Source organism: Paenibacillus sp. BK033, from assembly GCF_004345425.1.
Lineage (GTDB): Bacteria > Bacillota > Bacilli > Paenibacillales > Paenibacillaceae > Pristimantibacillus.
Genome location: NZ_SLVP01000010.1, coordinates 88985 through 115826, shown reverse-complemented (window position 1 = coordinate 115826; position 26842 = coordinate 88985). Strand labels below are relative to the sequence as shown.

Annotated in this window: 23 protein-coding genes; 5 read left to right on the top strand and 18 right to left on the bottom strand. The window is 53.0% G+C overall.

What is annotated here, in order from left to right:
• Window positions 1–192: 192 nt before the first annotated feature.
• Entirely contained in the window at window positions 193–1341 is a 1149-nt protein-coding gene (locus EV294_RS25440) for a virulence factor (RefSeq protein ID WP_132312014.1), read from the top strand.
• 320 nt (window positions 1342–1661) lie between these two features.
• On the opposite strand, the gene EV294_RS25435 is transcribed toward EV294_RS25440, so the two are convergent.
• Entirely contained in the window at window positions 1662–2804 is a 1143-nt protein-coding gene (locus tag EV294_RS25435) for a transglutaminase domain-containing protein (protein ID WP_132312012.1), read from the bottom strand.
• A gap of 454 nt (window positions 2805–3258) precedes the next feature.
• Between EV294_RS25435 and EV294_RS25430 the strand changes: the two genes are divergently transcribed.
• The gene (locus EV294_RS25430) at window positions 3259–5166 is read left to right on the top strand and encodes an LTA synthase family protein (RefSeq protein WP_132312010.1); all 1908 of its coding nucleotides are present in this window, start codon (window positions 3259–3261) and stop codon (window positions 5164–5166) included.
• Window positions 5167–5213: 47 nt separating this feature from the next.
• Here EV294_RS25430 and EV294_RS25425 read toward each other — a convergent pair whose 3' ends face one another.
• From EV294_RS25425 to EV294_RS25400, 6 genes are all read right to left on the bottom strand, one after another.
• Window positions 5214–6971 carry a glycoside hydrolase family 2 protein gene (locus tag EV294_RS25425; RefSeq protein WP_132312008.1) on the bottom strand — a complete coding sequence of 586 codons (1758 nt, stop codon included), beginning with the start codon at window positions 6969–6971 and terminating at the stop codon, window positions 5214–5216.
• 59 nt (window positions 6972–7030) lie between these two features.
• The gene (locus tag EV294_RS25420) at window positions 7031–9451 is read right to left on the bottom strand and encodes a glycoside hydrolase family 43 protein (RefSeq protein WP_132312006.1); all 2421 of its coding nucleotides are present in this window, start codon (window positions 9449–9451) and stop codon (window positions 7031–7033) included.
• Between the two features lie 4 nt (window positions 9452–9455).
• Window positions 9456–10295 (bottom strand): carbohydrate ABC transporter permease, encoded by an 840-nt coding sequence (locus EV294_RS25415; RefSeq protein ID WP_132312004.1) that lies wholly within the window; start codon window positions 10293–10295, stop codon window positions 9456–9458.
• A gap of 14 nt (window positions 10296–10309) precedes the next feature.
• Window positions 10310–11203, bottom strand: coding sequence for a carbohydrate ABC transporter permease (locus EV294_RS25410; protein ID WP_132312002.1), 894 nt, complete (start codon window positions 11201–11203; stop codon window positions 10310–10312).
• Window positions 11204–11294: 91 nt separating this feature from the next.
• Window positions 11295–12704 (bottom strand): ABC transporter substrate-binding protein, encoded by a 1410-nt coding sequence (locus EV294_RS25405; RefSeq protein ID WP_132312000.1) that lies wholly within the window; start codon window positions 12702–12704, stop codon window positions 11295–11297.
• Window positions 12705–12985: 281 nt separating this feature from the next.
• Window positions 12986–13909: an ArsR/SmtB family transcription factor gene (locus tag EV294_RS25400; protein WP_132311998.1), complete on the bottom strand. Its 924-nt coding sequence runs from the start codon at window positions 13907–13909 to the stop codon at window positions 12986–12988.
• Window positions 13910–14153: 244 nt separating this feature from the next.
• On the opposite strand from EV294_RS25400, the gene EV294_RS25395 reads away from it, so the two are divergent.
• Window positions 14154–14486 carry an antibiotic biosynthesis monooxygenase family protein gene (locus tag EV294_RS25395; protein WP_132311996.1) on the top strand — a complete coding sequence of 111 codons (333 nt, stop codon included), beginning with the start codon at window positions 14154–14156 and terminating at the stop codon, window positions 14484–14486.
• A gap of 15 nt (window positions 14487–14501) precedes the next feature.
• Here EV294_RS25395 and EV294_RS25390 read toward each other — a convergent pair whose 3' ends face one another.
• A complete protein-coding gene (locus EV294_RS25390; protein ID WP_132311994.1) occupies window positions 14502–14954 on the bottom strand; it encodes a MarR family winged helix-turn-helix transcriptional regulator in 453 nt (150 codons plus the stop codon).
• Between the two features lie 129 nt (window positions 14955–15083).
• Here EV294_RS25390 and EV294_RS25385 point away from each other — a divergent pair, with 129 nt between their 5' ends.
• Complete coding sequence (locus tag EV294_RS25385; RefSeq protein ID WP_132311992.1) at window positions 15084–15536, top strand: GNAT family N-acetyltransferase; 453 nt, start codon at window positions 15084–15086, stop codon at window positions 15534–15536.
• Window positions 15537–15620: 84 nt separating this feature from the next.
• Here EV294_RS25385 and EV294_RS31140 read toward each other — a convergent pair whose 3' ends face one another.
• From EV294_RS31140 to EV294_RS25375, 4 genes are all read right to left on the bottom strand, one after another.
• Window positions 15621–15719, bottom strand: coding sequence for a DUF4085 family protein (locus tag EV294_RS31140; protein ID WP_481856090.1), 99 nt, complete (start codon window positions 15717–15719; stop codon window positions 15621–15623).
• The gene (locus tag EV294_RS30440; RefSeq protein ID WP_165930805.1) at window positions 15700–15870 is read right to left on the bottom strand and encodes a hypothetical protein; all 171 of its coding nucleotides are present in this window, start codon (window positions 15868–15870) and stop codon (window positions 15700–15702) included. The genes EV294_RS31140 and EV294_RS30440 overlap by 20 nt, the downstream gene beginning before the upstream one ends.
• 426 nt (window positions 15871–16296) lie before the next feature.
• A complete protein-coding gene (locus EV294_RS25380) occupies window positions 16297–17295 on the bottom strand; it encodes an aldose 1-epimerase (RefSeq protein WP_132311990.1) in 999 nt (332 codons plus the stop codon).
• Between the two features lie 19 nt (window positions 17296–17314).
• Window positions 17315–19204, bottom strand: a complete 1890-nt coding sequence (locus EV294_RS25375; RefSeq protein WP_207918194.1) for a beta-L-arabinofuranosidase domain-containing protein — start codon at window positions 19202–19204, stop codon at window positions 17315–17317.
• Between the two features lie 177 nt (window positions 19205–19381).
• Here EV294_RS25375 and EV294_RS25370 point away from each other — a divergent pair, with 177 nt between their 5' ends.
• Window positions 19382–20254, top strand: a complete 873-nt coding sequence (locus EV294_RS25370) for a helix-turn-helix transcriptional regulator (RefSeq protein WP_132311986.1) — start codon at window positions 19382–19384, stop codon at window positions 20252–20254.
• Here the strand turns inward: EV294_RS25370 and EV294_RS25365 are convergent.
• The 6 genes from EV294_RS25365 to EV294_RS25340 form a co-directional block, all read right to left on the bottom strand.
• Window positions 20247–21308, bottom strand: a complete 1062-nt coding sequence (locus tag EV294_RS25365) for a glycoside hydrolase family 76 protein (RefSeq protein WP_243711796.1) — start codon at window positions 21306–21308, stop codon at window positions 20247–20249. The genes EV294_RS25370 and EV294_RS25365 overlap by 8 nt on opposite strands.
• Window positions 21308–22372, bottom strand: coding sequence for a glycoside hydrolase family 76 protein (locus tag EV294_RS25360; protein ID WP_132312151.1), 1065 nt, complete (start codon window positions 22370–22372; stop codon window positions 21308–21310). Before EV294_RS25360 ends, EV294_RS25365 begins: the two co-directional genes overlap by 1 nt.
• Before the next feature lie 28 nt (window positions 22373–22400).
• A complete protein-coding gene (locus EV294_RS25355) occupies window positions 22401–23555 on the bottom strand; it encodes a glycoside hydrolase family 76 protein (protein ID WP_132311984.1) in 1155 nt (384 codons plus the stop codon).
• A 5-nt stretch (window positions 23556–23560) separates the two neighbouring features.
• Complete coding sequence (locus EV294_RS25350) at window positions 23561–24484, bottom strand: carbohydrate ABC transporter permease (protein ID WP_207918193.1); 924 nt, start codon at window positions 24482–24484, stop codon at window positions 23561–23563.
• Between the two features lie 14 nt (window positions 24485–24498).
• Entirely contained in the window at window positions 24499–25386 is an 888-nt protein-coding gene (locus EV294_RS25345; protein WP_132311982.1) for a carbohydrate ABC transporter permease, read from the bottom strand.
• A gap of 103 nt (window positions 25387–25489) precedes the next feature.
• Window positions 25490–26839, bottom strand: coding sequence for an ABC transporter substrate-binding protein (locus EV294_RS25340; RefSeq protein ID WP_132311980.1), 1350 nt, complete (start codon window positions 26837–26839; stop codon window positions 25490–25492).
• Window positions 26840–26842: the final 3 nt, after the last annotated feature.

Sequence of the window (26842 nt, the reverse complement as noted above, 5' to 3'; positions counted from 1 at the left end):
CGCTGTTCGTAAATTTCGTAAATTTATTCTGCTTCAACCGTACATCCCTCCCAGATTGTCTAGCCCTGTTATTTAAAGATACCAACTTGGGAATGTCCAATCAACTGCTGCGGAGCTGTATTCGCGTAAGCTGTTTTTTTCATGTACACTATGATTATAAGCTCAAGTTAGTGAACGGGAGGCATAATGAAAATGAAACTTATTTCAATAGAACCGACTCCAAGTCCGAATTCCATGAAGCTGAACGTGGATGAATCGCTACCGCGCGGCATCAGACAATCCTATACGAAAAAAGAAATCGAATCCGCACCGGAGCCGCTGAAAGCCCTCCTCGCCATCGAAGGCGTGCGCAGCATCTTCCGCACGGCCGACTTTATCGCGCTGGACCGTGTTGCCAGCGCGGACTGGGCGCGTATTCTCGCCGACGCGAGAGCGCTGCTGCAAGGCGGCAATGACGGCGACGCCGCGGCAGGAGCCGCGCTTGCGGCCGAGAGCTATGGCGAGGCGCATGTGCTTGTCCAAATGTACCGGGGCATTCCGATACAGGTACGCGTGAAGAATGGCGAGCGCGAAGCCCGCTCCGCGCTGCCGCAGAAGTTCACCGATGCCGTAACCGAAGCGGCCGGCGCATCGATGATCCGCGAGCGGAGGCTGGAGGAATTCGGCGTCCGTTACGGCGAGCTTGAAGAAATTGCTGCCGAGATCGTGAAGGAGCTGGAGGCTGCTTATACGCCCGACCGGCTGAAAGAGCTTATCTCCGCCGCTCAGGCATTAGGTCCGGGCGAAGAGCCAACTGCCCCCGCCAGACCGGCTCCGCTGTCCGGCGAAGAAATCGCCGAACGCCTCGAATCGCCGGAATGGCAGGTCCGTTACGCCGCGCTGGAGCGGATGGCTCCGGAGCCTGAGCTGCTGCCGCTGATTGCCAAAGCCCTGCATGACGAGAACATGTCGATTCGCCGTCTTGCCGTCGTTTATCTTGGCGATCTGCGCACGCCGGAGGCTATGCCTTACCTGTTCGAGGCGCTGCGCGACAAATCCGTGTCCGTGCGCCGTACGGCCGGCGATACGTTGTCCGATTGGGGCGATCCGGCCGCAACCGGCCCGATGATTGATGCGCTGCGCGATCCGAACAAGCTCGTCCGCTGGCGCGCGGCGCGCTTCCTGTACGAAGCCGGCGACGAGAGCGCCGTTGAAGCGCTGCGCGTGGCAGCGAAGGACGCCGAGTTCGAGATCCAGCTGCAAGCGCAAATGGCGCTTGAACGAATCGAGCGCGGCGAGGAAGCGGCCGGCTCGGTATGGCAGCAGATGACCGCTGCCCGAAGCCGCGAGCAGCAGCAATGAGAGTAATTGCATGCCGTATTTGAGCTTAAGTCCGGATGCGAAGTTGCACGCTGCGTTGCATCTAATGCTATAACTGGAGCAATTTCGCGGGAAAAGCGGATTTACGCTGCACGAAATACAAGATAATACCTCAAATCTTTACTTTTTAAGCCTGTGTTGGCTGTATACTTGAGAAAGCACACTCAAGCCTTGAACTTAACCTCTATACGGGCAATATACAGCGTATAACCCGGCCACCTTTGCAGGCATTGCAATCGCAGCGCACAAAAAGAGCATTCGCTACATTACAAGCGAATGCTCTTTCCTGTTCTTTAGGCTTATTATTGATAATCCAGCTGGACCTGCACCAGCATCGAACCGTCGTTGCCGTACGGCTCGTAACGGGCCGAATAACGAACGGCCACATGCGCTACCTTGAAGGCCGTCGACAGATCGGTCGCAAGCTGCGAGCCATTCAAATAACGGAACTTCATGCCCGTCTGCTGCTCCATCACGGCCTCGCGGATCTCCTGCTCCAGCTCCACCAGGCTGGCTACCGTGTTGTCCGGCTCCGTCCAGTGCAGGCCTAGATCGGTAATAAGCTTCGCATAGACATCCGCTTTCCCGCTGTCCGTGCTCTTCAGCCTGGCTAGCTCGCTGCCGTACGAATGGTTTGCCGCTGGATACGTTTTAACCCATTGATGATCGACGCGCATCTCGTCATCCGTCTTCAAATAATAGTTATAGCTCAGGCGGGACTCCGTCTGCTGCGTGCCGGCCTGCTTCACGACGGGGTCATCCCAGGTCATATCGAGATGATACCAATTGCCGCCGAGCTGCACCATATTCCAGGCATGATCGCCGGTTTTTACCTTGCCCTCGGCAATGAGAACCGGAATTCCGACAGCCTTTAGCATTTTATAGGCTAGAAGCGAATAACCTTGACATACGGCCGTTCCCGTTGTGAGAGCATCGTAAGCGGTATAATGCTTCAAGGTTTCGTCGTACTGCAATCTGCCTACAATCCAGTCATGGATTGCCTTCACCTTTTCGTGCTCGTTCATCTGCGGAGTAATAATCTGCTTGATCGCTTTGCTCACCATTGCGTCAACGGCAGCGGTCTGGTCCGTCGTCTCGCGGTATCTGGCCTCCAGCTTGATGGTGGACAGATTGCCCCAGCTGCGGATGGTATAAAGATAGGAATCAAGGATATACGCGGTGTAATCGTCCTGCGCAAGCGCCAGATTAATCGTATTTTGCAAGCCGTCGGAAAGCTTGTGCTTGTCTCCTTTATATTGAAGCGTAAAATGCTCGGATCTGCTTTGAAATTGCGATGCCAGTTCATCCTCGAGCTGATCGATCGTGCCGCCTCCGCCGCTCGACGCGGACGCGAAAACGGAGAACAGATCGGACTTCATGTTTAAACCAATGGCAACGGCAACCAACGCTGCTACTGTCGCTATTTTCCAACCTGTTGTTCGCATAGGTACCTCCCGCTTAGGGAATATTAGTTTCTTTCTTATTTTATGCGATTCCCAATCGTGATAAACACTACAGTACCTAAAATATAAAGGATATGAATCTATCTCCATCATAACGCTATTTTCAGCTATGGCAAGATAAGATTTCGTTGTTAACCCATGCAAATGCTGGCTTAACGTCAGGTTGTCTTGCTTTTCTTTCTCTTCATGAATTATAGTAATAAGTAATTAATAGAGTCTTCGTACACCCGTGCTCGGAGGTTGATGCTTTGATGATTTCCCGTCAAGCGACCCCGCAGCACTTTTTCGTCTGCTGGCATGCATGATCGTACGATTTTGAACAACCCTATTACTAATCCCGCAAGTCGCGAGCTGAAATCCGTACAAACGGGAGCAGCCGTTCATATTATACAGTTTACCCCTGGTAATTAACTGAATGAAAGGGAGACGATTCGTTTTGACTAACGGATATCGGTGGAAAGCGCTGCTGAATAAGCCATTTGTTGTTTTTTCCATCATTATGATTCTAAAAATGCTCCTCGTCTGGATCATCGTGTTCGATGGCGGTACGGGTGATATCATTAAAATGCTGTTGACCGGCATTTCATCAATCGGATTTATTTTCTGTCTTATCGAGGCTTTCGCATACAGGAAGAAGTTTATGACCTACCTGATCCTCGACCTCATTCTAACCGGCATTTATTTCGCGGTTATTATGTACTACAAATATTTCGGCGTTATCGTTACTTATCATGAACTGCGCCAAGTGAACCAGGTAGGCGAAGTGAACAGCAGCGTCTTCTCGCTGATGGATCCTTACTTCCTGTTTATCTTTACGGATATCGTATTCCTGTTTGTCATGTTCGCCAGCAGCAAACGATTCCGCGCCTGGACCCGCACGCTATCGGTCAAAGGCAGAAGGAGCTGGTTCGTGGCTGGACAAGTGCTTGCGGTTGCCGCATGCGCGACTGCCATTGTTCCTTACCGTCAGGATATGAACGAATTCCAGCAGGCGAAAAACATGGGAATTCTGAATTACGAGATCTATGCGACATTCGCTCCTTCCAAGGACTTGCCGATTAACGCGGAGGAAGTAACCCCCGCAATGGTCGTGCAGGAAAAAGGAAGCGCCCAGCCGGCGCAGCCTGCCTATTGGGAAGCGGCCAAAGGGAAAAACGTTATCGTGATTCAGCTTGAAGCTTTCCAGAATTTCCTCATCAACTTGAAAATCGACGGCAAAGAAATTACGCCGAATATGAATAAGCTGGCTGCGGATCATTTCTACTTCCCGCATTTCTTCCAGCAAGTGGGTCAAGGCAATACGGCGGATGCCGAGTTTGTCGTGAACACATCGCTTTACGTGCCGCCTAATGGCGCGGCTTCCGAGGTGTATGCGGGCAAGGAGCTGCCAAGCATGCCGAAGGCCTTTGCCGCAAACGGCTACCAGACGGCAACCTTCCATACCAACAATGTTATGTTCTGGAACCGTGACCAGCTGTATAAAGCGCTTGGCTGGGGCAAATATTATGATGACCGGTTCTTTGGCAAAGAGGATCCCGTTGCGTTTGGTCCTTCCGATGAAGTGCTGTACGCGAAGACGGCCGACGAGCTTGCGCGCATGCAGCAGACCGGCCAGCCGTTCTATGTGCAGCTGATTTCCATGTCCGGCCATCATCCGTTCCGCATTCCGGAAAGCAAATACAAGATGGAACTGCCGGACCGTTACAAAAATACGCTTGTCGGCGATTACATTGAAGCCCAGAACTACGCGGATTACGCGCTTGGCCAATTGATCGACGAGCTGAAGAAAAACGGCGTCTGGGATAACAGCGTAATCGTCTTGTACGGCGACCATCAAGGACTGCCGATTTACTCCCTGAACAACAACGAGAAGAAGCTGATGAAGGAAATCTACGGCCGTGACTACACGCTGCCGGATATGATGAATATCCCGCTGATTATGTCCGTGCCGAATCAAACTCCTCAGGTCTTCCCTCAGGTCGGCGGACAGTCGGATATTTTCCCGACCATCTCGAACCTGATTGGCGTCTCGCTTAAGGATCAGGTCCACTTCGGTCAGGATCTGCTCAATCATACAAGCAATATTTTGCCTGAACGTTACTATCTCCCTACCGGTTCCTTTATCACCGACAAAGGCGCGTTTGTGCCGGGCTCGGGTTACGCGGACGGCATCACCTATCCGATCTCGGGCGGTCCGGTCACAACGCCGCAGGATACGGAGGACACCTTTACGAGAGCACACCGACTGATCAGCATGTCGGACGAATATGTCGCTTCGCTGCCGGAATGGAACAAGAAGGTTACGCCGGCGGACGATACGAAGCAAGTTGCATCGGCAAAATAAACCTAAAAATAGCGAAGCAGGAATTAATCCTGCCTCGCTATTTTTTATTACATCCGATTAACTTCGCGGATCTTCTCGATCGGTATCTTTGGCTTGCGGTCTGCCGTAAGAAGTCCGTTTACTTCCTGCTGCACATCCGTAATTTGCGTATAGCAGTAACCTACGATATAATCCCTGTCCTTGATCGCCTGATGGATATTGCGGAACCGGTTCATGAACGCCTCGTCCGACGCAACCTGGTTGCCGTAGCCCCAGCCCGCTTCCGTCTGGAAGGCGATGCCGCCAAATTCGCTGACAATGACCGGCTGCCCTTGATATTCGTACCCATCCGCAAAAGCGTACTTCCAATGGTTAAACGAAATCTCGTTGTTCAGGATTTCGTCCTTGTTGCTGTAACGCTTCTCGAATTCTTCCTTCGTCTCCACGTAGTCGTGAAGAGTCAGAATATCGGATACCGTATGCTCCCAACCGTCATTCGTAATAACCGGACGGTAAGGATCAAAGCTTTTGGTCAAATGATAGATCGCCTCGGTAAACTTCTGCTGCTTCTTGTCCTTCTTGATGTTCATGACACCCCAGGACTCGTTGAACGGAACCCAGGTAATGATGGACGGATGATTGTACTGCTGGCGCACGACCTCCATCCATTCATTCGTGAATTTATGGACGGCGTTGTCGTTAAACTCAAAGGTTGCGGCCATCTCCGACCAGACGAGCAGGCCTTTCACGTCGCACCAGTACAGGAAGCGCGCATCCTCCACCTTCATATGCTTGCGGACGCCGTTATAGCCCATCGCCATAATAAGATCGATATCCTCAATCAGCGCTTCTTCCGACGGCGGCGTCAGATGGCTATCCGGCCAGTAGCCCTGGTCCAGTATAAGCTTTTGATAGAGCGGCGCGTTGTTTAGCAGGATGCGTCCCTTCTCAATCGAAATCTTTCTCATGCCGAAGTACGAATAGACATGGTCCAGCTTGGTATCGCCCTTGTACAAAATAAATTCCACATCGTACAGATTCGGATGCTGCGGCGACCACATGCTGTGCTTCCACGGGCCGTTCGCCTCGTGAACGAGATCGGCATCCAGCTGAAGCCAAGGACGGTCCACCGTCAGGCTCATCTGCTTCATTTGTTGGCCCTTCAGGCTGATGATAGTCTCAAGGCGGATATCCGAAGCCGAGTAATCGCCTTCTACCTGGTATTCGAAACGGACGGTGCGGTTGTCGATATCCGGTGTGATCTTGACGGAATCTACGCGGACGGGAGCGACAAACTCCATCCATACCGACTGCCAGATCCCCGTCGTCTGCACGTAGAAGCATTCGAAATTATCCTTCACCCAGCGCTGCTTGCCGCGCGGTTGCGTTGCGTCCATGCTGTCCTCTGCCTTAACGGTCAGCCGGTTCTCCTTGCCAATGGCGATATAAGGCGTAATGTCGAAGGAAAAAGCCGCATAGCCGCCTTGATGGGAGCCGACGTAAGTACCGTTAATCCATACCTTCGCGATATAGTCGACAGCCTGGAAATGCAGCAGCACTTTCGAGCCCTCCGCTTCGGCCGGAATATCCAGCGTACGGTTGTACCAGACATAAGGATGATGGCTTTCGTCGCCAATGCCGCTTGCCTGCGTTTCGTAAGTAAAAGGAACGTTAATCTTCAAATCGCTGCTGAATGCGGCCGGCAAATGCGACTCGCCCGTGTTCGCGTCGTCAAACGCAAAGCTCCATTCGCCGTTCAAATCGACCCACTGCTCGCGGACGAATTGCGGACGGGGGTAGTTTTTGATATACATTTTGGTTGACATACGGTTTCCCTGCTCCCTGTTACGCTTCATATTGCTGCGTTTGTATTTATGTGATGAGACTATTTCGTTGATACGGTCATCTGGCTGAACTGCCAGTCCGAAGAGCCAGTCCGAAGTCCTACCCGTCCGTGCAGGAAGGCGTTCCGGTCCGTCCAGGCCAGAACAGGTTCGTCGTTGTCCCCGTCATATACCTGAATGCCGGCCCCCTTCAGCTTGATCCGTATCGGGCGGGCTTTGCCTTTCTCCAGCTCAAGCAAGCCGGAAGTCAGTTCCTGATTCACTTCGTAGCTGATTTTCTTCAAGATGATCCTGCCGTTTCGGAAAGTCAGCTCATACCCGATAAAGGAATCGGCAACCTGGTCTCGGAAGGAAGACTCCATTGTTGTCCTTAGCAGAATCGATGCTTCTTCTTCTGTCGCCTCGGTCTGCGTTACGTTCACGCCAAGCTCCATATCCGACCAGCGGGTATCGCCGCCAAAGATCATGGAATTGTCGCCGTCGAGCTGCAGTCCATAGGTACCGTTGTCCTCCTGCCAATAGCCAAAGGTCGAATCCGGGTCAAAAGTGACCTGCCGCTCTCCTTCCGGCGCTGCCGCTTCGCTCGTTTCGATGAACCGGATGTCCGGGTTCCCTTTTCCTTTCGAAATCGCCAGCCACTGCAGTCCCTGCTTTAACGGAAAAGTTCCTAGAGGAACCTTCATCCACTCCGAGGAATCGTCTTCGGTAACGAAGTCTTCCGCCTTAAGCTTCACGGACCGCCTCATACCGCCCGCTTCAATCTCTAGAGTGGAGCCCGCCGAAGCATCCGATACCATCGCGGCCAGCAAATATTCGCCATCCGCGCGCACGTATACCGGGAAAGCAAGCTCCGCAGCGTTGCCGGTCAGTTCGGCCGAGTAGCTGCCGTCCGGCGTTCCTTCATGATGAATAGTGACTTCATTATTGCCGGACGCTGCGGCGTGTACCGCTTCCATCGTGCCCGGCACCTGCTTGATCATTTCGCTGTCGCTGCTGCCGCCGGCTTCATTCGAGAATGCCGTGTACCGCAGCTCCGGCTTCAAGCCTCCCGTCCAGGCGTAGCCGATTTGTCCGGCTTTAGCCGCGAGCTCCGCATTATCGATAAGCAGAAGTCCGTCCCAGTAAACCCTAGTCCCGCTCTGATCCGCTTCCACCCGAACGGTATGCAGCTTGGAGAAATCCATGCCTTCTGGCAAAGAAGCCTTCTGCACTTCTCTATCCGCCGCAGCATCCCTCAAAGTAATGGCGTTGTCATCCGGATTAATCCGGATGCTGCGATAATCCTCCGCGCTTGCATAGGAGAAGACGGTCTCCAATTCACCGCTCTCGCTGCCTAGGGCAACGTTGTATTCCGCCGTAAAACGTTCCCCCGTCGGCACCGAGGTTACCCAGGCCTCATCGGCACCGGAGATTTCGGCCGATTGCCATTTATCCGCGCCAGGGCTGCTGCCGCCAAGCGGATCGCGGAACGCCGGAAGCGCGGGAGCCGAAACAGGCTGATCATGCGTTGGTCCAAGCACCGCCATTTTGTCCCCGTTAAACGTCAGGCGGTCCATGTTTAGCTTCCTTACCGGAGGTCCTTCGGCTGAACTGCCGACCAGATTGTGATAAACGATATAATAAGAGTCCATATCCGGGCCAAGCACCGTTGCGCTATGCCCAAGTCCGTTAAAATCCTTATCCGTCGAGATGAGAATCGGATTATTGTCGGGTATCGTATACAGGCCCGTGGGCGACTCATGCCCTACCGCGTAATTTACGCGATAGCCCTTGGAGAATACGTGATTGCCGGTATACGTGATGAAATATCTGCCGCCCCGCTTTATAATCATCGAGCCTTCCGTCCAATGCCCCAACGACGTGTTCAGCTTATCGCCCGCTTCGATCGTATAAGGATCGCTCATGCCGCTGGCCATAATGCCGCCGGATTCCGCATGGGTGAAATACCATTTGGCATCGTCGTCGATAAAGACGGAGCCGTCAATCGTCAGGCCCAAGTTATCCGTTTTCACCTTGAACGGTCCTGTGGGACTGTCGCTTTGCAGCACGTAATGCCCCTTGCCCGCGGGAGACGTATACATATAGAAGGAGCCGTTCCAATACACCACTTCCGGCGCATAGGCTCCTTCGCTTACCGGGTCCTCCGTTACCAGACCCTCGTAGCTCCAATTCACCAGATCGTCCGAGCTCCATGCTTTTATGCCGACCCGCCAGTCCTTCGTGCTGCAGTATAAATAATATTTGCCGTTGTAGCGCAGCACGTAAGGATCGCCGATGCCGTAATCCTCCCATTCCTGTTCGAGCGTCATCGGATTCTGATAGGTCCGGTCCATCGTAATGGCTTCTCTTGCTTGTCCTTGCTCATCCTGCTTTTGCGTAAGCAACCATATCCCTCCTCCTGCTGCGAGTACGACCGCGATGCCAATGCCGATCAAGGATCGTTTCATTTGCCATCCGCTCATGCCGTTACCCCTTAATGCCGCTGATCGCCATCGATTCGATGAAGTAACGCTGCGCCATAAAGAACACGATCACTACCGGAACAAGCGCGATCATCGAAGCCGCCATCAGGGACGGATAGTTCGAGGTGGAGATGTAGTTGGACTGCATGCTTGCGATAAGCACTTGAATCGTCTGGCGTTCAGGCGTATGCAAGTAAATCAGCGGACCCATAAAATCATTCCAGATGCCCATAAAGCCAAGCGCGGCCTGAGCGGCAATGGCGGGCTTCGCAATCGGAAGCGCAACGGTCGTAAAGGTGCGGAAGTAGCCGCAGCCGTCGATTTTGGCCGCATCGATCAGATCGTTCGGAATCGAGCCCTGCATAAACTGCCGGAAGAAGAAGATCGTGACGATATTGCCGAATAACCCGGGCACGATGAGCGGCGCTAGCGTATCTACCCAGCCCAGCTCGGAGAAACCGATATACTGCGGAATCATTACAACCGAATAAGGAATCATCATCGTGCCAAGCAGCGCCATAAAGATCCATTCCTTAAACGGGAAATCGAATTTCGAGAACGCGTAAGCCGCCATTGCGGCAACGAACAAGCCAACCGTCAGCACGCATACGACCACGATGGCGCTGTTCATAAAGCCGTATAACAACGGCGCTTTCGACCAGACATCCTTATAGTTGAGCCAGGTGAGCGGTTCGGGAATCCATTGCGGCGGCACATCGAACACATGCTGCTGCGTCTTAAGGGAAGTGGATACGGTCCATGCCAGCGGGCCAAGCATTATGACGGAGCCCGCAAGCAGCAGCACAAAAATGACGGTATTGATAAGTCGGCGTTGATTAGCCATTTGCCAAGTCCCTCCTAATCCTGATACACCCACCGCTTGGACAAGCGGAATTGTACCAATGTAATGATGAATATAAGTATGCCAAGCACCCAGGCTACCGAGCTGGCGTAACCCATGTTGAAATATTTGAACGCTTCTTGGAAAATGTAGTACACGATTGTCGCGCCGCTGTATTCCGGCCCGCCGTCCGCTGCCAGGATGTACATTTGGCTGAAGGACTGGAACGTTCCGATAATGCCCATAACGACAACATAGAAGTGAATCGGCGACAAAAGCGGAAGCGTAATATGCCTGAATTGGTGCCAACGGGTAGCCCCGTCAACTTCTGCTGCCTCGTAATAGGTAGAAGAAATGCCCTGGAGTCCGGCCAGATACAGCACCATCGTGCCGCCAACGCCGCCCCATAATCCCATAATAATGAAGGATGGTTTCACCCAATTCGGATCGCCCAGCCAGTTCGGTCCCTGCGTTCCGAAGATTTTCCAAATAAACTCGTTAACCAAGCCGTAATCATAGTTCAGCATCCACTGCCACAAGAGAGAAACCGCAATAATCGGCGAGATGACGGGGATGTAATAAATCGTCCGGAAAATCGAGATGCCCGCCAGCTTGCGGTTCATCATGATGGCAAGAATCATCGAGATAATCATGCCAAGCGGAATGCCCAGAAGCAGGAAAAAGGTGTTGTAGAGAGATTTATAAAATTTCTCGTCGTTAAACATGTAATGAAAATTATCGAAGCCGACAATTTCCGAAGGGGTCAGCATATCCCAGGTCATAAAGCTGAGACCAAACGAGGTTAAAAGCGGCGCCAGCCCAAAGATCAGAAAGCCAAGCACGGGCGGCATGACAAATATAAGCGACCAGATCATTTCCTTGCGCCGGTATCCGGGTATCTTTTTCTTCATGAATAATCCTCCCTGGCCGAAGGTAAGAGGGGCAAAGACATCGCCTCAGACGACTGTCTTCCCCCCGCGTACTCCAGCAAGTTCAACCTTCTTACTTGTTGCCTTCGTCGTACAGTTTTTGAAGCTTCGGCTGCTCCGCCTTCACGAAGTCGGCTGCGCTTTGCTTGCCGGTCCATACCGCGCTGGCGTCCTGCCAGAACGTATCCAGCCATTTGGTGTTTTTCGAGCTGTTCTCGATTGGAGGACGACCGTAGTCGGAAATGATATCCAGGAATACTTGGCGGCTCTCCGGTTTTTTGTCCATTTGCATAAATTCGCCTTTAGCCATATCCATCAGGTTTGGAACCGCTTGGCCAAGCTCATAGTTTTGTCTTTGCGAATCTTGGTCCAGGCTGAGGTAAGCGGCAAGGCGGAAGGCGTCATCAGGGAACTCGGTTTTTGCCGATACGACAAAGCCAAGCGATCCAAGCCATGTTGCTGTTTTACCGGTGTTCGGGCTAGCCGGCCATGCCGCGATATCCCAGTTGAACGGCAGATCCCAGAAGCCCGGTTGATCCCAAGGGCCCATCGGGAACATCGCCACTTTGCCCGCCACGAAACGCGCGTAACCGTTTTGCGCTTTTTCATCGTCCGGGGAAGGACTTACTTTGTTAACAAGGCTAAGATCCGCCACGAATTGCATCGCTTGCGCGAACTCCGGAGTATCGATGGTGATCTTGCCGTTGCCGTCCGTCCAATCTCCTCCGTTTGCCCATACGGCAGACTCGGTGGAGTAAGCCGCTACGCCAAAGGTATCGATTTTGCCGCGTTCGTTAGCCACAGTCAGCTTTTTCGCGTCGGCAAGCATATCGTCCCAAGTGTATTCGCCGGCTTTCGCGCTAGGATAAGGAAGACCGGCTTTGTCGAACAGATCTTTGTTGTACGCAAGCGCCCAAGGACCAACGTCTTTCGGCAGACCGTAGATATCGCCTTTGCCGGAAGCCGTACCGTCATAACGGTAGCGGTCCAGAGCGGCTGGCCATACGTTGCTCTGGTCAACCAGACTGCTTGTGTCCAGCATCTTCTGCAGGTTCATCAGCACGCCGCTGCTTACGAGCTTGTTGAAGTTCGCGCCGCCTGCGTAGAACACATCCGGTGTTTTCTTCGCCGCGATCAAGGTATCAAGCTTCTGGTAGTACTCGCCCGGAGGTACAACCGTGTATTTTACCTTTTTGTTCGGATACTTCTTCATATAAGCATCGATCAGCTTTTGGAAGACGGCTTTCTCCGTGTCTCCGCCCCAGCCCATGAATTCGATGCTCGATTTCGCGTCGGCTCCGGTATCCGTGCCTTCCGCCGCAGCTCCCGTATTCGAGGATTCCTGCGCTGCCGCATTGCTGTTGTTCTTGCCGTTATTCGAGCTTTCCTTGCTGCCGCCGTTATTGGAGCTGCAGCCTGCCAGTACGATCATGAGACAAAGCATTGCAGCCATCCAAACTTTACCGCTTCTCCATTTCGCCATTTGTTGCTTCCCCCTTCATAATGAATGAACGATATGATTTCCTGCGCCTAAACAAATAAGCCATGACCCTTATGTACAGTTCAAACGGCCTCCGCTAGCGTTCCTTCAATAGGCTCGTATATACCGACATATTTTTTAGTTTATTTCAACTTATTTGTTTATAAACAAAATATACATGCGTAAAATCTCAATGTCAACGCTTTCTTTCAATAAAACTGTATCATTCAATAAAAAAGTTCCAGATGCCTTTGTGCTAACAAAACATCTGGAACAATCGGACGTTATTCGTATTGCATCCGCATAATAATTCCCTGCGCGTAATCGCCAAACGATTTGCCGAACAAGTTCATCCCGCCCTGATGCTTGGCATCCGGCTTCAATCCGATCCGGAATGTAATAAAGGGCTTCTGGTCCATCTGCAGATCCCGCAGCGTCGTCGAGGAGCTCTTCTCGTTATCGATGGTGCTGCGGCTTTCTTCGATCGCCCAGGTTTTGAGCAGTCCGTGCTGGGTGCTGGAATCATTCCACCAAGGCGGATTCAGCTTGCCCCGGTGGTCTCCGAAATCGCCGGGCGAAATCCAGGAGCCTATCTCCATGTCATTTACCCATACCGTAATTTCGGAAGGCCAGTCGTTATTGTAATTCGGCGCTTCCGAGCATAGCTCTAGAGAGAATTCGAGCGATTTCACCTTTGCGCCGGCCGGCAGCTTTTTCGGGAACCGGTATTCGATCCAGCCCTTGCGGAACCAGATAATCTCGGCCGTCCGGCTGTCCGGGTGATAGAAGTTTTCGGGCTCGTCCTCAATAAACAGCATGCCGGTCGTATTCGCCATCCCGCAGGTTGGCTGGATGTCGAAGTTAATGAAATGGCCGATCGGCATTTCGACCTCAACAGCCTTGCTCGTATTCTGGTAGTAAGCTATCGGATTAAGGATCATGCGGACATCGTCGAAATTCCGGCTGCATACCTTCATGGCCCCACGCGACGCCGGCTGAAGCTCGGTCAGAATAAGCTCGGCCTCCTCGAGCACCTTCACGTTGGTAGCCGCCGTGGAGACCGGTATATCAAGCGCTTCCGCAATTTCGATAATGTTCAGGTTTGGCTTGGCAAGCAGCAGCTTTATGATGCCGATTCTGGTATGTGTACTAAGAGCATGCGCAACCTTTACGAGACGATCGGGCTCGTCTATCGTTAATTCTAACAACGCAAAGTCCCTTCTTCCTCTGTATCGATTATGTTTCTTACAATCAGATTAGCGTCATTCGGGCATTTTGTCTAGTTTATTTGTAACAAAATATAAAATTGTTTTTATTACAGTTTTTTTGAAAGATTATGAAGTTATGAAATTCTTTAATGCGCGGCATGATCATTCTTCATTTCTATTATTCGCTAATCCGTAGTATAGTCTAATCCATACAGCAGCTTTATCCCAAAGGAGCCGATGGAAGATGTCAAATGAAGCAGCAGGGTCTTATTACGCGGTTATTTTTTCGAGTCAACGAACGGATGGGGATCATGGATACGGCGCCATGGATGACAAAATGGATGAGCTTGCCGCAAAGCAGCCCGGATTCCTATCCGCGGAGAGCGTGAGGAATGCATCGGGAGCAGGCATTACGATTTCCTATTGGGAAAGCCTGGAGGCGATTCATAATTGGAAGCAGAATGAGCTGCACCGGGCTGCCCAGGAGAAAGGCAAGCAAGTCTGGTATCAGAGCTACAACGTGAAGATCTGTAAAGTTGAACGGGCCTATTCCTATGCGGCAGCCGATCTTTCCTGACGGCTGCCTTCTCTTTCAGTAGTCCCTTTTATTCCCCTTCTTTACGTAATCCCATTCGACCTCGATATTTTTCCTGACCCTTTGCAGCAGCCGGAAAAGGATTTCCGCTTCTCCCTCCGTCAATCCCGCCAGCGCAACCGAGTTCGAATAATCCCCTTCCCTCTTCAAGAAGGGATAAGCTAGGTTGCCCTTCTCCGTTGTAAACAGCCTTTTGATCTTCTTGTTGGATTCATCTTCTTTTTTCTCGATAAAGCCTTGGATCTCCAGCTTTTGGATCGCGCGCGCAGCCGTTGTCCGGTCCACCTTGATCATTTCCGCCAGCTTCTCCTGAATGATACCCGGGTGCTCGTAGATGCGAACCAAATACAGGTATTGTCCCTTGGTAAGCTCAAGCTCCTTGAACTCGATATTGCTTATGGAATCCAATGCTCTCGCAATCATGCCAACCTCACGAAGTATTTCCCTCATGCGCGCACCTGCCACCGTTAAATTTTGTTGCATTTACAACAATAATATAATTATATATACTGCATTTATCGCTGTTATTCATTATGACGATTTCCGCCAAAAAAATAAATCCGTAAAGGACGGGAGTTTATGAATTCCATTATTATTGCAACGCCAGAGGAGCTGGAGAAGGCCTTTTCCATTAGAAAAAACGTATTTGTCGAAGAACAAGGAGTACCGCTTGCGGATGAATTTGACGAATTTGACGAATTTGACGAGTTTGACCGGTTGGACGGAAAATGCGAGCATATTTTGGCCTATTACGAGGGACAACCGGTTGGTACGGGAAGAATTCGTACCGTCGAAGGGATCGGCAAGCTAGAGCGTATTTGCATAGTAGAGCCGTATCGCAAATTCGGGATTGGCAGACACATCATTGCCGCGTTGGAAAACATCGCGCTCGAAAAGGGACTGCCCAAGGTTAAACTGCACGGGCAAACGCATGCAAAGGGATTTTATGAGAAGCTTGGTTACGGGGTATCGTCGGCTGAATTCATGGAGGATGGCATCCCTCATGTCCTTATGACAAAGTCTATGGAATAAGGCTATGGAATAAAGGTTTGAGCTATCCTACCGCTGGGCAGCCTCGGAGCAATGCTCATAATGAAAATCGCAAGAAGCTATGCGCTATGAGATGATCTCCAGGGAAACATGCTCCGCTGCAACGGCAAACTCCTCTAATGGACACTCAAACAAAACGCGAAGCTCAAATCCCGTTTCCGTCATCCATCTTATCTCTATTCGTTTGGGTATGGATCAGAGCATCAAGCTTCTCGATAATAAGCTTCTCATTCTCCAATTGCTTCTTCATCTTCCCGTCAATGTTGAGCACGGCCAGCAGAATAATAACAAACCCAATAAACAAAAAGATCCCCATATCTTCGCCTCCACTGCCGATCGCTGCCGATCGCGAATTGTTGTAATTATCAGCCTGTTTCAATTAAAGTTTAACGCATGAGAATCGCTGAAGTTGCGCTTTGCCCCGCTAACGAAACTACAGAGCCTTAGAACGCGAAAAACAACCTCTTACCAGTTTTAACGAAACTATATATCGCTATATGGCATGGCATTTAGGCGATCAAATGATAGCTTGAAACAGATAATAACGATATGTAGTTTCGTTGCAGAGTGGAAGAGCAGGTGAGCAGCAGTCTGGTGGGCACGGATCTGGTGAGCATGCAGCCCGGTGTCGCACGATCCAGCCATCAAGCGATCCCTTGAGCAGCAGCCAGACACACGCACGCGAAAAAGCTGCCTCTCCTCATCCCAAGGATGACGAGAGGCAGCCCTCGCGCTCAAGCTATCAGCCTTTTATAACATAAAGCCGGCTGGATTCCTCGAAAATCTCTCCCGCAGCCAGGCTCAGAAGGCCGATTTCATCGGCTGGCAGATCCACATTTGGCGCGTTCACCAGGTTGATCTGCGGCTCAGGGCAGAAGAAGCCCTCAGTCGCGTTGTTATTCCAGATCATCCACTGCTTGTAGGAGGTGCCTACATCATAGACAAGCTTAATGCCCGCTTTCGTATCGGTCAGCTCCATCCGGTTGCGTCCGTTCTGCGGGCGAGCCGTATAATGGTTATCCATCGCTTCGAAGAACGGAAATACCCCGCTGTCGCGCATAAGCTGCTCCTCTTCCTTAAGTGGCTGATACTGTTTCGTTGGCAGCATCCGCTCATTCAGCTCCCAACGCTCGCCAAGCGTCATATGGATGCGGTAATCTTTAGCCTCTCCGCCAGGCACAAACGGCGCGTTCACCGAAGTATGGAAAGCAAGAAGGCAAGGCATTACCTCTTCGCCGTCATTGCGGACCGTCACTTGCTGCAGCAGGCCGTTCTCGCTTAACGAGTAACGGAGACGGATCGTATAGTTAAACGGGAAGCTGGCATAAGAAGGATGGTTCTCATCCACCTGAACCGATACAACCACATAGCTTTCCGTCTTTGTTGCCCCGAAGTCTTCGACCTGCCACGGCGTCTGATAGAGAAAACCATGCAGATGGTTGCCCGTTGCCGGTTCATTGACATCAAATTGATGAACTTTCCCCTCCCAAGGGAATTTGCCATCCTCATAGCGGTTCGGAGGGAACAGCACGGGAATGCCATGGATCATCGGTCTTGCCTTGAAGCTATCCATCTCCTCGGGCGTTGGTTCATGCAGGAACGCCATTTCCGCCTCCGTATCCCGAAAAGCAATTAGATTGCCGCCAATCTCGGGAAGAAGTGCAGCCTCGTACGGTCCAAAACGCAGCCAAATCGCGCGTTCGCCGTGAAATAATCCTTCGTTTGCTTGATTTACCGTCATTCTTCTTACACCTCGTCTGTTAGTTTCCGTATTGTCGTGTTCTTGATGTCTTTCGTTCGCCGATTAACGGGAATTCCCCGATCCGAAGCTTTGCTCCGCCATACGGAACAAGCATAAGCTCGGTGACCGGCTGATCATCTGTATTCGGTGCGATTGGCGGAGTTCCTGCATTATTGCCTTCCATTCGCCAATCCGGCACCAGCTGGCCCAATACGGCGAGCTTAACAGGGGACTCTGCGGCCAGGAACGGCTGGTACGGAATTTCTTCGCTGCCTGCAACCGCCTTAAATGGGGTATCGGCAAGCAAGCCGTATTTCCAAGGGGAAGCCGGATACAGCTCATAGTCATGGAACCGTTCGCGCTTCCGCAGCAGCTGCCAGCTTTCCTCCACGGGAAGGACATATACAAGCGGTCCGCGCTCCACGCTTACGGCGTACAGATTGCGGGAGACGGTCTTCGGCTCCATCGGCAGCGACAGCTCAATGCGGTCCCCCGTCTGCCATTCGCGGTAAATGGCCGCGTAACCCTGGTTGATTTCAAGCCCTGCAGCGGTACCGTTAACCGTAATGACCGGCGAATCGCACCAGCCCGGAATACGCAGCCGTACCGCAAAGCTGGCTGGACGCTCCAATTGAAGCTCTACTTTGACCCGCTCCCGGAACGGATACTCTCCCGATACCCGAAGCTCGGCCTTCACGCCGCCCGCAACTTCCGTGCGAACGACACAAGGCGCATAAGACACGGCGGCCAACCCGCCTTCGTTGTCCTTCATCCATAAATGGGAAACCAGCTTTGGCCAGCCTTGGTGCATATTAGCCGTGCAGCAGCCGAAATTCGGCTCCAGGCCAAAGACGTTGGCATAAGGGCCGTTGCTCCAGGCGCGCGGGGCTACGTTGCAAATAATCTGGTTCACTTGCTGGTCGTATTGATGGGAAGTCCAATCCGCGGAAATAGCGGCAGGCAAAGCGTTAAAGGCTACCTTTTCCAATACGTCGGCAAACTTGCCGTCTCCGAAAATCCGCGTCAGCTGCTCCAGCGTGAACATATACTCCACAACCGCGCATAGCTCCACGCCTTGGCTAGGATGCGTGCCCGACAGCCATTCGTCGCCGGAGAACATGCCATGCGCCTGCCCGTGATAGGTCATCAGGCTTTCGATTCCGCGGTACACCGCTTCCAGCTCATGGTTGTCCTCGGTCAGCTCGTAGAGCACGCCCGGCGTCTTCAGTCCCATCGCCACATTGACGACATGCGTTCTCCAATCCCACTGCTCGACCTTCCGCCAGAACGGAAATTCGTAAAAAATATCGGTCCAGTCCGTCGTCTGCTCCTTCACGATAGAGGCCAGCTTCAGCAGCTCTTCCTTTCCGGTGCGCTTATACAGCCAGATCAAGCAAAGCAGCAGCTCCGCGCCGCGCGCTTTGGCCCATCCCTGCAGCGGCTGGTCCTCAATCTGCCCGGCTACGTAATCGGCGAATTTCGTCAGGAAAGGGACTACGCGCGCATCGCCGGTTGCTTCCTCGTATTGCGTAAACACCTTGAGCATGATCATGTAATGCCACCAGTCCTGCTCCTTGTTTACGTCATTATTCACCGTTTCGATCCGCGCCGGGCCAAACATGCCGTTCTCCTGCTGGCTGTTCAGCGCCCATTCCACCCAGCGGTTTGCCTTCGCAATCAATTTCTCGTCGTTTAAAATATAGGCCAGCGGCAGCAATCCGTCCAAATAATAAGGACCGCGCTCCCAGCTTTCACCGCTGCCGCCAATCCATCCGTTATCCGGGCCAACGTCAGGCCAATGCTCCTCCAAATGTCCCGTTAACCCGTCTGCCTGAATCCGAAGCTGGTTGTACAGCCACCCCTCCGCTTGAATGCTGCCTAGCGGCAGAGCCTCAAAGTTACTCTTCATGGTTAAGCTCCCTTCCATTCGTCTGATTCGAATATACCATTAAACCGGCCCCTTGCCGGATAGACAATCGCAACAATTAATTGTCCGATCACAACCTAATAGATCAACGAGTCATTTACGAATCTCCCGCATTTATCTATACTGGATTCATTCCTGTTTAATTGGAGGAGCCTTATAATGTTTCATTTTGAATGTCCGCCTATGCCCCACTTTGTTCAAATCGGAGAAGATACGTACCAGCCGGGCAGAAAACATCCCGACCGCAGCAGCATTGGCGTATTCGATCTTCTGTTTGTAACCAGAGGATGTCTGTATCTGGCTGAGGGGGAAAGCGAGCTCACCCTGCCAGCCGGTCATTTCGGCATTTTGCGTCCGGACCTGGAGCATCATACCGTCACTCCTTGCCGGGAAGAGACCCATTTCTACTGGCTGCATTTCCAGACGACCGGGCAGTGGCATCCCGAGGCTTACGACAAAGAGCCCTTGCCGCCTGAGCAAGAGCCTCTTTATCCGCCTATCGAATACTTCTCCTTCTATTTGCCGCGCTCCGGCCCGGTTCAAAGCCTAGGGACAGGGGAAGAGAAGTTCCGGGAGCTTCTTCACCTGTATAAAAACCCGGCCGGCAATTCCCGCTGGCAGGAGCAGCAGCTGTTCCACGCGATTCTTCTCAAGCTGCAGGAGGATAGCAAGGAAGAGACAACGCAAAGCTCCCATCTGCAGCTGGCCGAGGATGCCGCCCTCTATTTGCGCAAGCATTACCGCGACCCGCTAAGCTACAAGCGGATGGCGGAGGAGCTGCATTTTCACCCCAACTACATCGCTTTGTGCATGAAAAGAACGTTTGGCTGCACGCCGCTTGACTATGTCACCCAATACCGGATCGAACAGGCCAAACGGCTGCTTATTCATACCAACAATCCCGTCGGCGCCATTGCGGAGGATACCGGCTTTGGCTCCTTCCCGTATTTCGTCCGCTGCTTCCACAAGCGTACCGGCAAGACGCCAAAGCAGTTCCGGATGCTGTACCGTCAGAGCAAGCCGCCTACCTAGGCGCCAGGAAGCCGTCTCTCTCCAGCTCAGCCATTGCCTCCAGCAGCATCACGCCGCTGAGCTGGCCGCTCAGTTGAACTTCCGGCTCCGGCTCTCCGGCCCAGGATAAGCTGAACAAGCCGGACTCCGAGCGCCCTTTCTCCCACAAGGAGCCGGCGTTATGCCGGATCAGATTGACCCATGGCAGCGACAAATCGGGCTGAATGCGAATGAGGTTAACCAGATAGCGGATCAGAATGCCTTTGAATAGGCCGCAATCGTCGTTCCCTTCGCGAGGCAGCATGCCCGTCACCGGATCGACCAGTTCCTGAACGGCTGCTCCTGCGGTTCTCTGCGCATCAACCAGATAGCTCTCATCCCCCGTGCAGTTGTACAGCTCAATGCCGGCTCCGATAAAGACGCCTTGGCAATACGTATACTTCCAATCGTAATCGATCCGTCCGTTGCCAAGCCGGTTCATGCCGTCCCACACAAAGCCGGTCTCCGGATCCACAAGCCGTTCCTTGTTGAATCGGTAGATCCGCTTCGCCCATTCCAGGTCTTCTTCCCGGCGGTCCGCTTGATAGATCCGCGCAGCAAGAATGGAGGCCGGAGCATTCGCGGGCGTGTTTTTGTAGTCCAGCTGATCCTTCTTCCAGGCCATGCCGCCGCCCATATGATCGTTCCACGCCGTCTTGATATCCTCCCACAGTTCAAGAGCGCCTTCCTTGTAGAACGACTTCCCTGTCGCTCTATAAGCTCTGAGCAGCGCAAGCGCCATCCATTCCATATCGTCATAGTAGTTATGAAGAAGCGTATCGCCGTTCCACTTCTTTGCCCCGCGGAATGCCCGCTCCAGCAGCGCCTCATCCTCTTCCGACTTGGTACGCGCCAGGGAATCTACCAATACGTCTACCACATGCGCATGCCACCAATAAATCCAATGATCTTTGCAAGTGCCATTGCAAGGCACCACCTGGTCCATCACGCCGCGCTCTTCATTCCAGAACAGACGGCGAAAATCCTCCTGCGCGGTTGCCGCGCGTTCTGCCCAATTCGTTTGTGCCGCTATCATTAGGACTGTACCCCCTCGGTTAACGCCGTGCTTGTCATGCCGCGCTTCTCCAGCACCGCCAGCTGCTCCAGCAGCATGATGCCGCTAAGCTGCGTGCTAAGCGTTACGCGCTCTTCCGGCTGAACGCTCCAGAAGGTGCTGAACACCCTGCGCGCCGGATCGGCGCCGCGCGTCCACAGCGCCTGCCCCTGCTGCTCCAGCAGCGCCGACAGCTCGGCGCGCTCCTCCGATACGGAAGCCAGCTCGCCCAGATAACGGATCAGAATGCCTTTGAACAAGCCGCCGTCTCCATCGCCCTCATCCGGCCAAAGCCCGCTCTGCAGCAGTTCGTCGGCCGCAACTTTAGCCGTACGCTCCGCATCCCGCAGGTAAGCCGAATCGCCCGTAATCCGATACAGCTCTACCGCCGCGCCAATATAGACGCCTTGGCAATAAGTAAATTTCCAGTCCTTGTCGATGGAGCCGTCGCCGGTTCGGTTCATGCCGTCCCACACAAAGCCGGTCTCCGGATCCACAAGGCTTGCTTTCAGCCAATTGTAGATTTTATGAGCCCATGCCAGATCCTCTTCCCGTCCAAACGCCTGATACAGTCTTGCCGCCAGAATAACGGCAGGCGCGTTGGCCGGGGTATTCTTGTAGTCCAGCTGCGGCTTCTGCCAAGCGATTCCGCCGCCCGCATGCTCGTTCCAGCCGGTCTGGATGTCCTCCCACAAGAGAAGGGCCGCACCTTTATATTTCTCTACGCCGGTTGCCTGGTAAGCCCGCAGCCAGGCGATCGCCATCCACTCCATGTCGTCGTACAGTTCATTGGGCCACGCGCCGCCGTTGCGGTTCAAGATTCCTTCATGGAACGCGGCCAGCCGCTCCCGGTAGAAGTCGCTTCCCGCCCGGTTCAGCCCGTCCGCCAAAGCATCCACGGCATGCGCCATCCACCAGTAATGAAAAATCGTATTGCAAGCGCCGTCCGGGCACGGAATTTCGATATCGTACATGTTAATGGAAGGATTCCAATACAACTGCTCCAATGCCTGCTGCGCTTCTTCCGCTCTTGCCGCCCACACCATTGCTCTCACTCTCCCCGCACTCCTCTGTCTACTGTAATTGTCCGTTTTTCTCCAATACGGCCATCTGCTCGAGCAGCATCAATCCGCTTAGTTCCGCGCTTAACTGCACGATCGTATCCGGCGCTTCGGCCCATGAATGGCTGAATACCGCTTTGTCTTCCGCTTTGCCGAATTGCCATAAGCTTTCGGCATTGGTCTTCAGCATTCCAATCAGATCATTGCGTTCCGGCTCATCCGGATCAGCGGCGATCAGCTCTCCCAAATAACGGATCAATACGCCCTTGAACAAGCCCCCGTCACCGTCGCCTTCCGATGGAAGCATGCCGGTTGCCGGAGACAGGAACGCCTCCTTCAGATGAGCCGCCGTCCGGCGGGCATCCTCCAGATAAGCCTGATCCTCCGTTACCCGGAACAATTCAACGCCGGCCCCGATAAAGACGCCTTGGCCATAGGTGAATCGCCATTCCTTGTCGATATTGCCGTCGCCCGTCCGGTTGATTCCGTCCCATACGAGACCGGTATCCGGATCCACAAGCGTCTCTTTTTGCCAATCGTAAATCTTTTTCGCCCAGGCCAGATCTTCCCCGTTACGAAAATGTCCGTACAGCCGAGCCGCCAAGATAGCGGCAGGAGCGTTCGCCGGCGTATTCTTGTAATCGGTCTGCTCCTTGCGCCAAGCGATGCCGCCGCCCATTTCCCCGTTCCAGCCGCCTTTAATCTCTTCCCACAGTTCAAGCGAGGCCAGCTTATACCTCTCGTCCTTGGTGGCGTCATAGGCTCTCAGCCAAGCCAGCGCCATCCATTCCATATCATCGTAATAATCGTTGATCATGACGCCGGCGTTGCGGTCAAGCAGACCTTGATAGAGCTTGGCGATTTGCTCCGCATACCGTTCATCGCCGATGCGTTCGTAGCCGTCGACCAGCGCATCCACCGCATGCGCCAGCCACCAATAGTTGAAGGGATCGGTGCACAGCTGCGCTATGCATGGGGCGGCATTGTTGTAAAGCCCTCGCTTGTCGTCCCAAAAGGACTTTGTCAGCTCAAGCTGCGCCTCTTCCGCCCGCTCCTGCCAAATGACGGAGGAGGCCGGATTATCCTTCCCTCCCAATGACCAGACCAACGCGATGAGGATAACTGCCGCAGCGCCGGCCAGCCACAAATACCGCTTGTTTCGTTTCAATCCGATCAGCCTTTCGTCCCCGTAAAGGCAATGCCCTGTACGAAATACTTCTGAAGCAGGAGGAACAAGACGAGAATCGGCAGGATCGCGATTAGCGCGCCGGCCATCATTGGCCCGAAATCGGTCTGATGGTTGAATGAGAACGCCTGCAGCCCCATCTGTATCGTTGCTTTTGCCGGGTCATTCAGAACGATCATCGGCCACAGGAAGCTGTTCCAGCCCGCCTGGAAAGTAAAGATCGAAAGGGTTGCAAGCGCCGGCTTCGTCAGCGGCAAATAAATGTTCCAGAAAATCCGGAACTCCCCCGCACCCTCAATCCGCGCCATCTCCATCATGTCGGAGGGCAGCGTCAGGAAGAACTGCCGCATGAAGAAGACCGCAAACGATCCGGACGCACCCGGCAAAATAATTCCCCAGAAGGAGTTCAGGAAGCCGTTGCCTCCGGCTCCAAGGATGTCATTGCCGCCAATCAGCGGGAAATGCTTCAATACGTAGAAGCTTGGAATCATCGTTACGATGCCGGGAATCATCATCGCCGCCAGCAGGATGCGGAACAGCGGTTTATTCAGTTTAAAGTTCAGCTTGGCAAAGGCGTAGCCGCTGATGGACCCAAAGAACAGGTTGCATAATACGCCAGCTGCGGCCAGGATAAAGGAGTTGGCGAAATATCCCGCGAACGGTACGGTCGTAAACGCCGACCGGTAATGCTCTAACGTAAGCTTGGACGGAATCCACTTGATCGGCACCGAGAAGATCTCGTTGCTTGGTTTAAACGAAGTAATCAAACTCCAGAAAAACGGCAAGAACATTGCTGCCGCTATAGCTATCGCAACCGCGTAGAACAGAACGCCTAACAAGACCCTTTTGAGAGCATAAGAAGGCGGCTTGGGTGCGCGTACTGCGATTGATTTGACAATAGGCTGTGCCATGACCATACCCCTCCTTACACAATCGGTTCCTCGGATTTATTAATGCGCATGTTAATGAAAGAAAAGATCAGAATCGCCACGGCCAGCACAAACGCCTGGGCGGAAGCATAACCCATCTTGAGCTGGTTGAAGCCCTGGTTATAAATGAGATATACCGGCGTCTTCGTTACGTTGCCCGGACCGCCCTGCGTCAGGACAAACGCCTGGTCGAACAGCTGCAGCGCCCCGATAATCGCCATCGTGCTGACAAGGAAGGTTGTTGGGCGAAGCTGCGGCCACGTAATATAGCGGAACCGCGCAAAAGCCGTTGCTCCGTCCAGCTTGGCGGATTCGTACAAGTAATCCGGCACGCCTTGCAGGCCTGCGATATAAATGATCATATTGGAGCCGACCGACTGCCATAACGTCACCATAATAATGGAGAACATCGCCGTCTCGGTCTGGGCGAGCCAAGCCGGACCGGTAATGCCCGCATAGCTGAGCAGGTTGTTCACCAGGCCGAACTCCGGATGGAGCAGCCAGATCCAGACGGTAGACGCCGCAACCGCGGAGGTTAAGGTCGGAAGATAATTCATCGTTCGGAACAGCTTGACGCCAAACCGCTTGAAGTTCAGCAGCATGGCTAGCAATAAGGAAATAATGATATTGAGCGGCACGAAAATAACGGAATAGAAGAATACGTTCTTGAACGTCGTCCAGAACAGATCGTCCTCAAGCAGCTTCTTGTAATTGTCGAGCTTAACGAATTCCATCCGGCTGACCACATCGTAGTTCGTAAAGCTTAAGTAGAGCGCCATGACGACAGGAATAATGGTAAAAGCGAAAAACAGCAGCATCGTTGGCGTAATAAACAGGTAGGCCATGCGGGCCTGATGCTGATTAAGCTTGCCCATTGAAGACATCAGCACTCCTCCCTCCTTCGTAGTGAATCCCAGCCTGCCGGAACAGATAAAGGGAGGTCTCCCTCCCTTTACCGTCCGGTCAGCTCCACCGGGAGACCTTCAATTATTTCACGTCTTCGTTATCCGCAAGCTGCTGGTCGCCCCGCTGCTGCGCTTTCTTAAGCGTATCCTCCGCGTTTTGCTTCTTCTGCTGGTACAGCTCCAGGTTCGGAATAAGCGCTTCGGTCTCCATGACGGAGTAGCCAGGGTGAGCCGGACGAGTCTTCGCGAATTCGAGCGTATCGAGGAACGGCTGCCAGAGCGGATCTTCCTTGAAGAACGGATCTTCAAGCGCCGGCTTGTAGCCAGGGATGTTCAAGCTTGTTTTTGCCCACAGAAGCGCGTTGTCCTTGTTAGCCGTCCACCATTTGATGAACTCCCACGCTGCTTCCTGGTTCTTCGAAGCTTCCGGAATAACAAGGCCGAAGCCGCCCATCACGCCGCCTTTGTCTCCGTTAGGTCCAGCCGGAGGAGGCACAACCCCGAAGTCCAGATCCTTGCCGTATTTCTTGTACGTGCTCAGCATCCACGGACCGTTGTAAGTCATCGCAACCTTGCCGGTCGCGAAGGCATCGGTTCCTTCGCCGAGACCTTGCTCAAAGCCAACCTTATACACTTTGTCCTGGTTCAGCATGCGGTCCCAGAATTCAAGCACGGCCAGGCCTTTTTCGTTGTTGAAGTTCGTTTTCTTGCCGTCGTCGGTCAGCATCGAGCCGCCCGCTTGTTGAAGATACATATTAAAGAGTCCGTTATCGGCAAGCGAGAAGCCTGCTACTTCAAGCTTGCTTCCGTTCCATTTGGTCGTCTTGATGCCGGCCTGTTCGAGCTCATCCCATGTCGTAGGAGGCGCCGTTACGCCTGCGTCAGTCAGAAGCTTTTTGTTATAGAAAAGCGCGCGGGCGTCAACGGTCAAAGGAAGGCCGTACAGCTTGTCGCTATTGGACAATTCCTTCAACGCTTCGCCGAAGAAATCATCCTTGTTCAAGCCGTCTTTCGTCATGAAATCATCGATTGGGTGAAGCACGTTTTTCGGCGCGTAGAGCGGCGTACGCCATCTGTCCCAGAGGAGCACGTCAGGTGCGCCGCCGGATGTGGCCGCCGTCAGAAACTTCGTAATCAGGTCCTGCTGCAGCACGTATTTCACGTGAATTTTATCCTGCGATTTGTTGAATGCATCAACCATCGTCTGGAATTGCTTCTGGCCGTCACCCGCCCAGTCGCCCCAGAACGTCAGCTCTACGGCTTTGCCGCCGCCGGAATTGCCCGAAGCGTTATCCGGTTGCTCGCTGTTTGCGTTCGTATTGCTGCTTGCATTCGCATTCCCGTTGCCGTTGCTGCTTGTCGTTGTTTTTGCGCAGCCGGCTGCTGTTGCTACTACCGTGACCAAGGCGATCATCGTGATCCATTTTTTCACTTT

Coding starts and splice junctions, on each gene's coding strand:
- EV294_RS25440 (WP_132312014.1), top strand. CDS start 193: ATGAAACTTATTTCAATAGAACCGACTCCAAGTCCGAATTCCATGAAG.
- EV294_RS25435 (WP_132312012.1), bottom strand. CDS start 2,804: ATGCGAACAACAGGTTGGAAAATAGCGACAGTAGCAGCGTTGGTTGCC.
- EV294_RS25425 (WP_132312008.1), bottom strand. CDS start 6,971: ATGTCAACCAAAATGTATATCAAAAACTACCCCCGTCCGCAATTCGTC.
- EV294_RS25420 (WP_132312006.1), bottom strand. CDS start 9,451: ATGAGCGGATGGCAAATGAAACGATCCTTGATCGGCATTGGCATCGCG.
- EV294_RS25415 (WP_132312004.1), bottom strand. CDS start 10,295: ATGGCTAATCAACGCCGACTTATCAATACCGTCATTTTTGTGCTGCTG.
- EV294_RS25410 (WP_132312002.1), bottom strand. CDS start 11,203: ATGAAGAAAAAGATACCCGGATACCGGCGCAAGGAAATGATCTGGTCG.
- EV294_RS25405 (WP_132312000.1), bottom strand. CDS start 12,704: ATGGCGAAATGGAGAAGCGGTAAAGTTTGGATGGCTGCAATGCTTTGT.
- EV294_RS25395 (WP_132311996.1), top strand. CDS start 14,154: ATGTCAAATGAAGCAGCAGGGTCTTATTACGCGGTTATTTTTTCGAGT.
- EV294_RS25390 (WP_132311994.1), bottom strand. CDS start 14,954: ATGAGGGAAATACTTCGTGAGGTTGGCATGATTGCGAGAGCATTGGAT.
- EV294_RS25385 (WP_132311992.1), top strand. CDS start 15,084: ATGAATTCCATTATTATTGCAACGCCAGAGGAGCTGGAGAAGGCCTTT.
- EV294_RS31140 (WP_481856090.1), bottom strand. CDS start 15,719: ATGACGGAAACGGGATTTGAGCTTCGCGTTTTGTTTGAGTGTCCATTA.
- EV294_RS30440 (WP_165930805.1), bottom strand. CDS start 15,870: ATGGGGATCTTTTTGTTTATTGGGTTTGTTATTATTCTGCTGGCCGTG.
- EV294_RS25380 (WP_132311990.1), bottom strand. CDS start 17,295: ATGACGGTAAATCAAGCAAACGAAGGATTATTTCACGGCGAACGCGCG.
- EV294_RS25375 (WP_207918194.1), bottom strand. CDS start 19,204: ATGAAGAGTAACTTTGAGGCTCTGCCGCTAGGCAGCATTCAAGCGGAG.
- EV294_RS25370 (WP_132311986.1), top strand. CDS start 19,382: ATGTTTCATTTTGAATGTCCGCCTATGCCCCACTTTGTTCAAATCGGA.
- EV294_RS25365 (WP_243711796.1), bottom strand. CDS start 21,308: ATGATAGCGGCACAAACGAATTGGGCAGAACGCGCGGCAACCGCGCAG.
- EV294_RS25360 (WP_132312151.1), bottom strand. CDS start 22,372: ATGGTGTGGGCGGCAAGAGCGGAAGAAGCGCAGCAGGCATTGGAGCAG.
- EV294_RS25350 (WP_207918193.1), bottom strand. CDS start 24,484: ATGGCACAGCCTATTGTCAAATCAATCGCAGTACGCGCACCCAAGCCG.
- EV294_RS25345 (WP_132311982.1), bottom strand. CDS start 25,386: ATGTCTTCAATGGGCAAGCTTAATCAGCATCAGGCCCGCATGGCCTAC.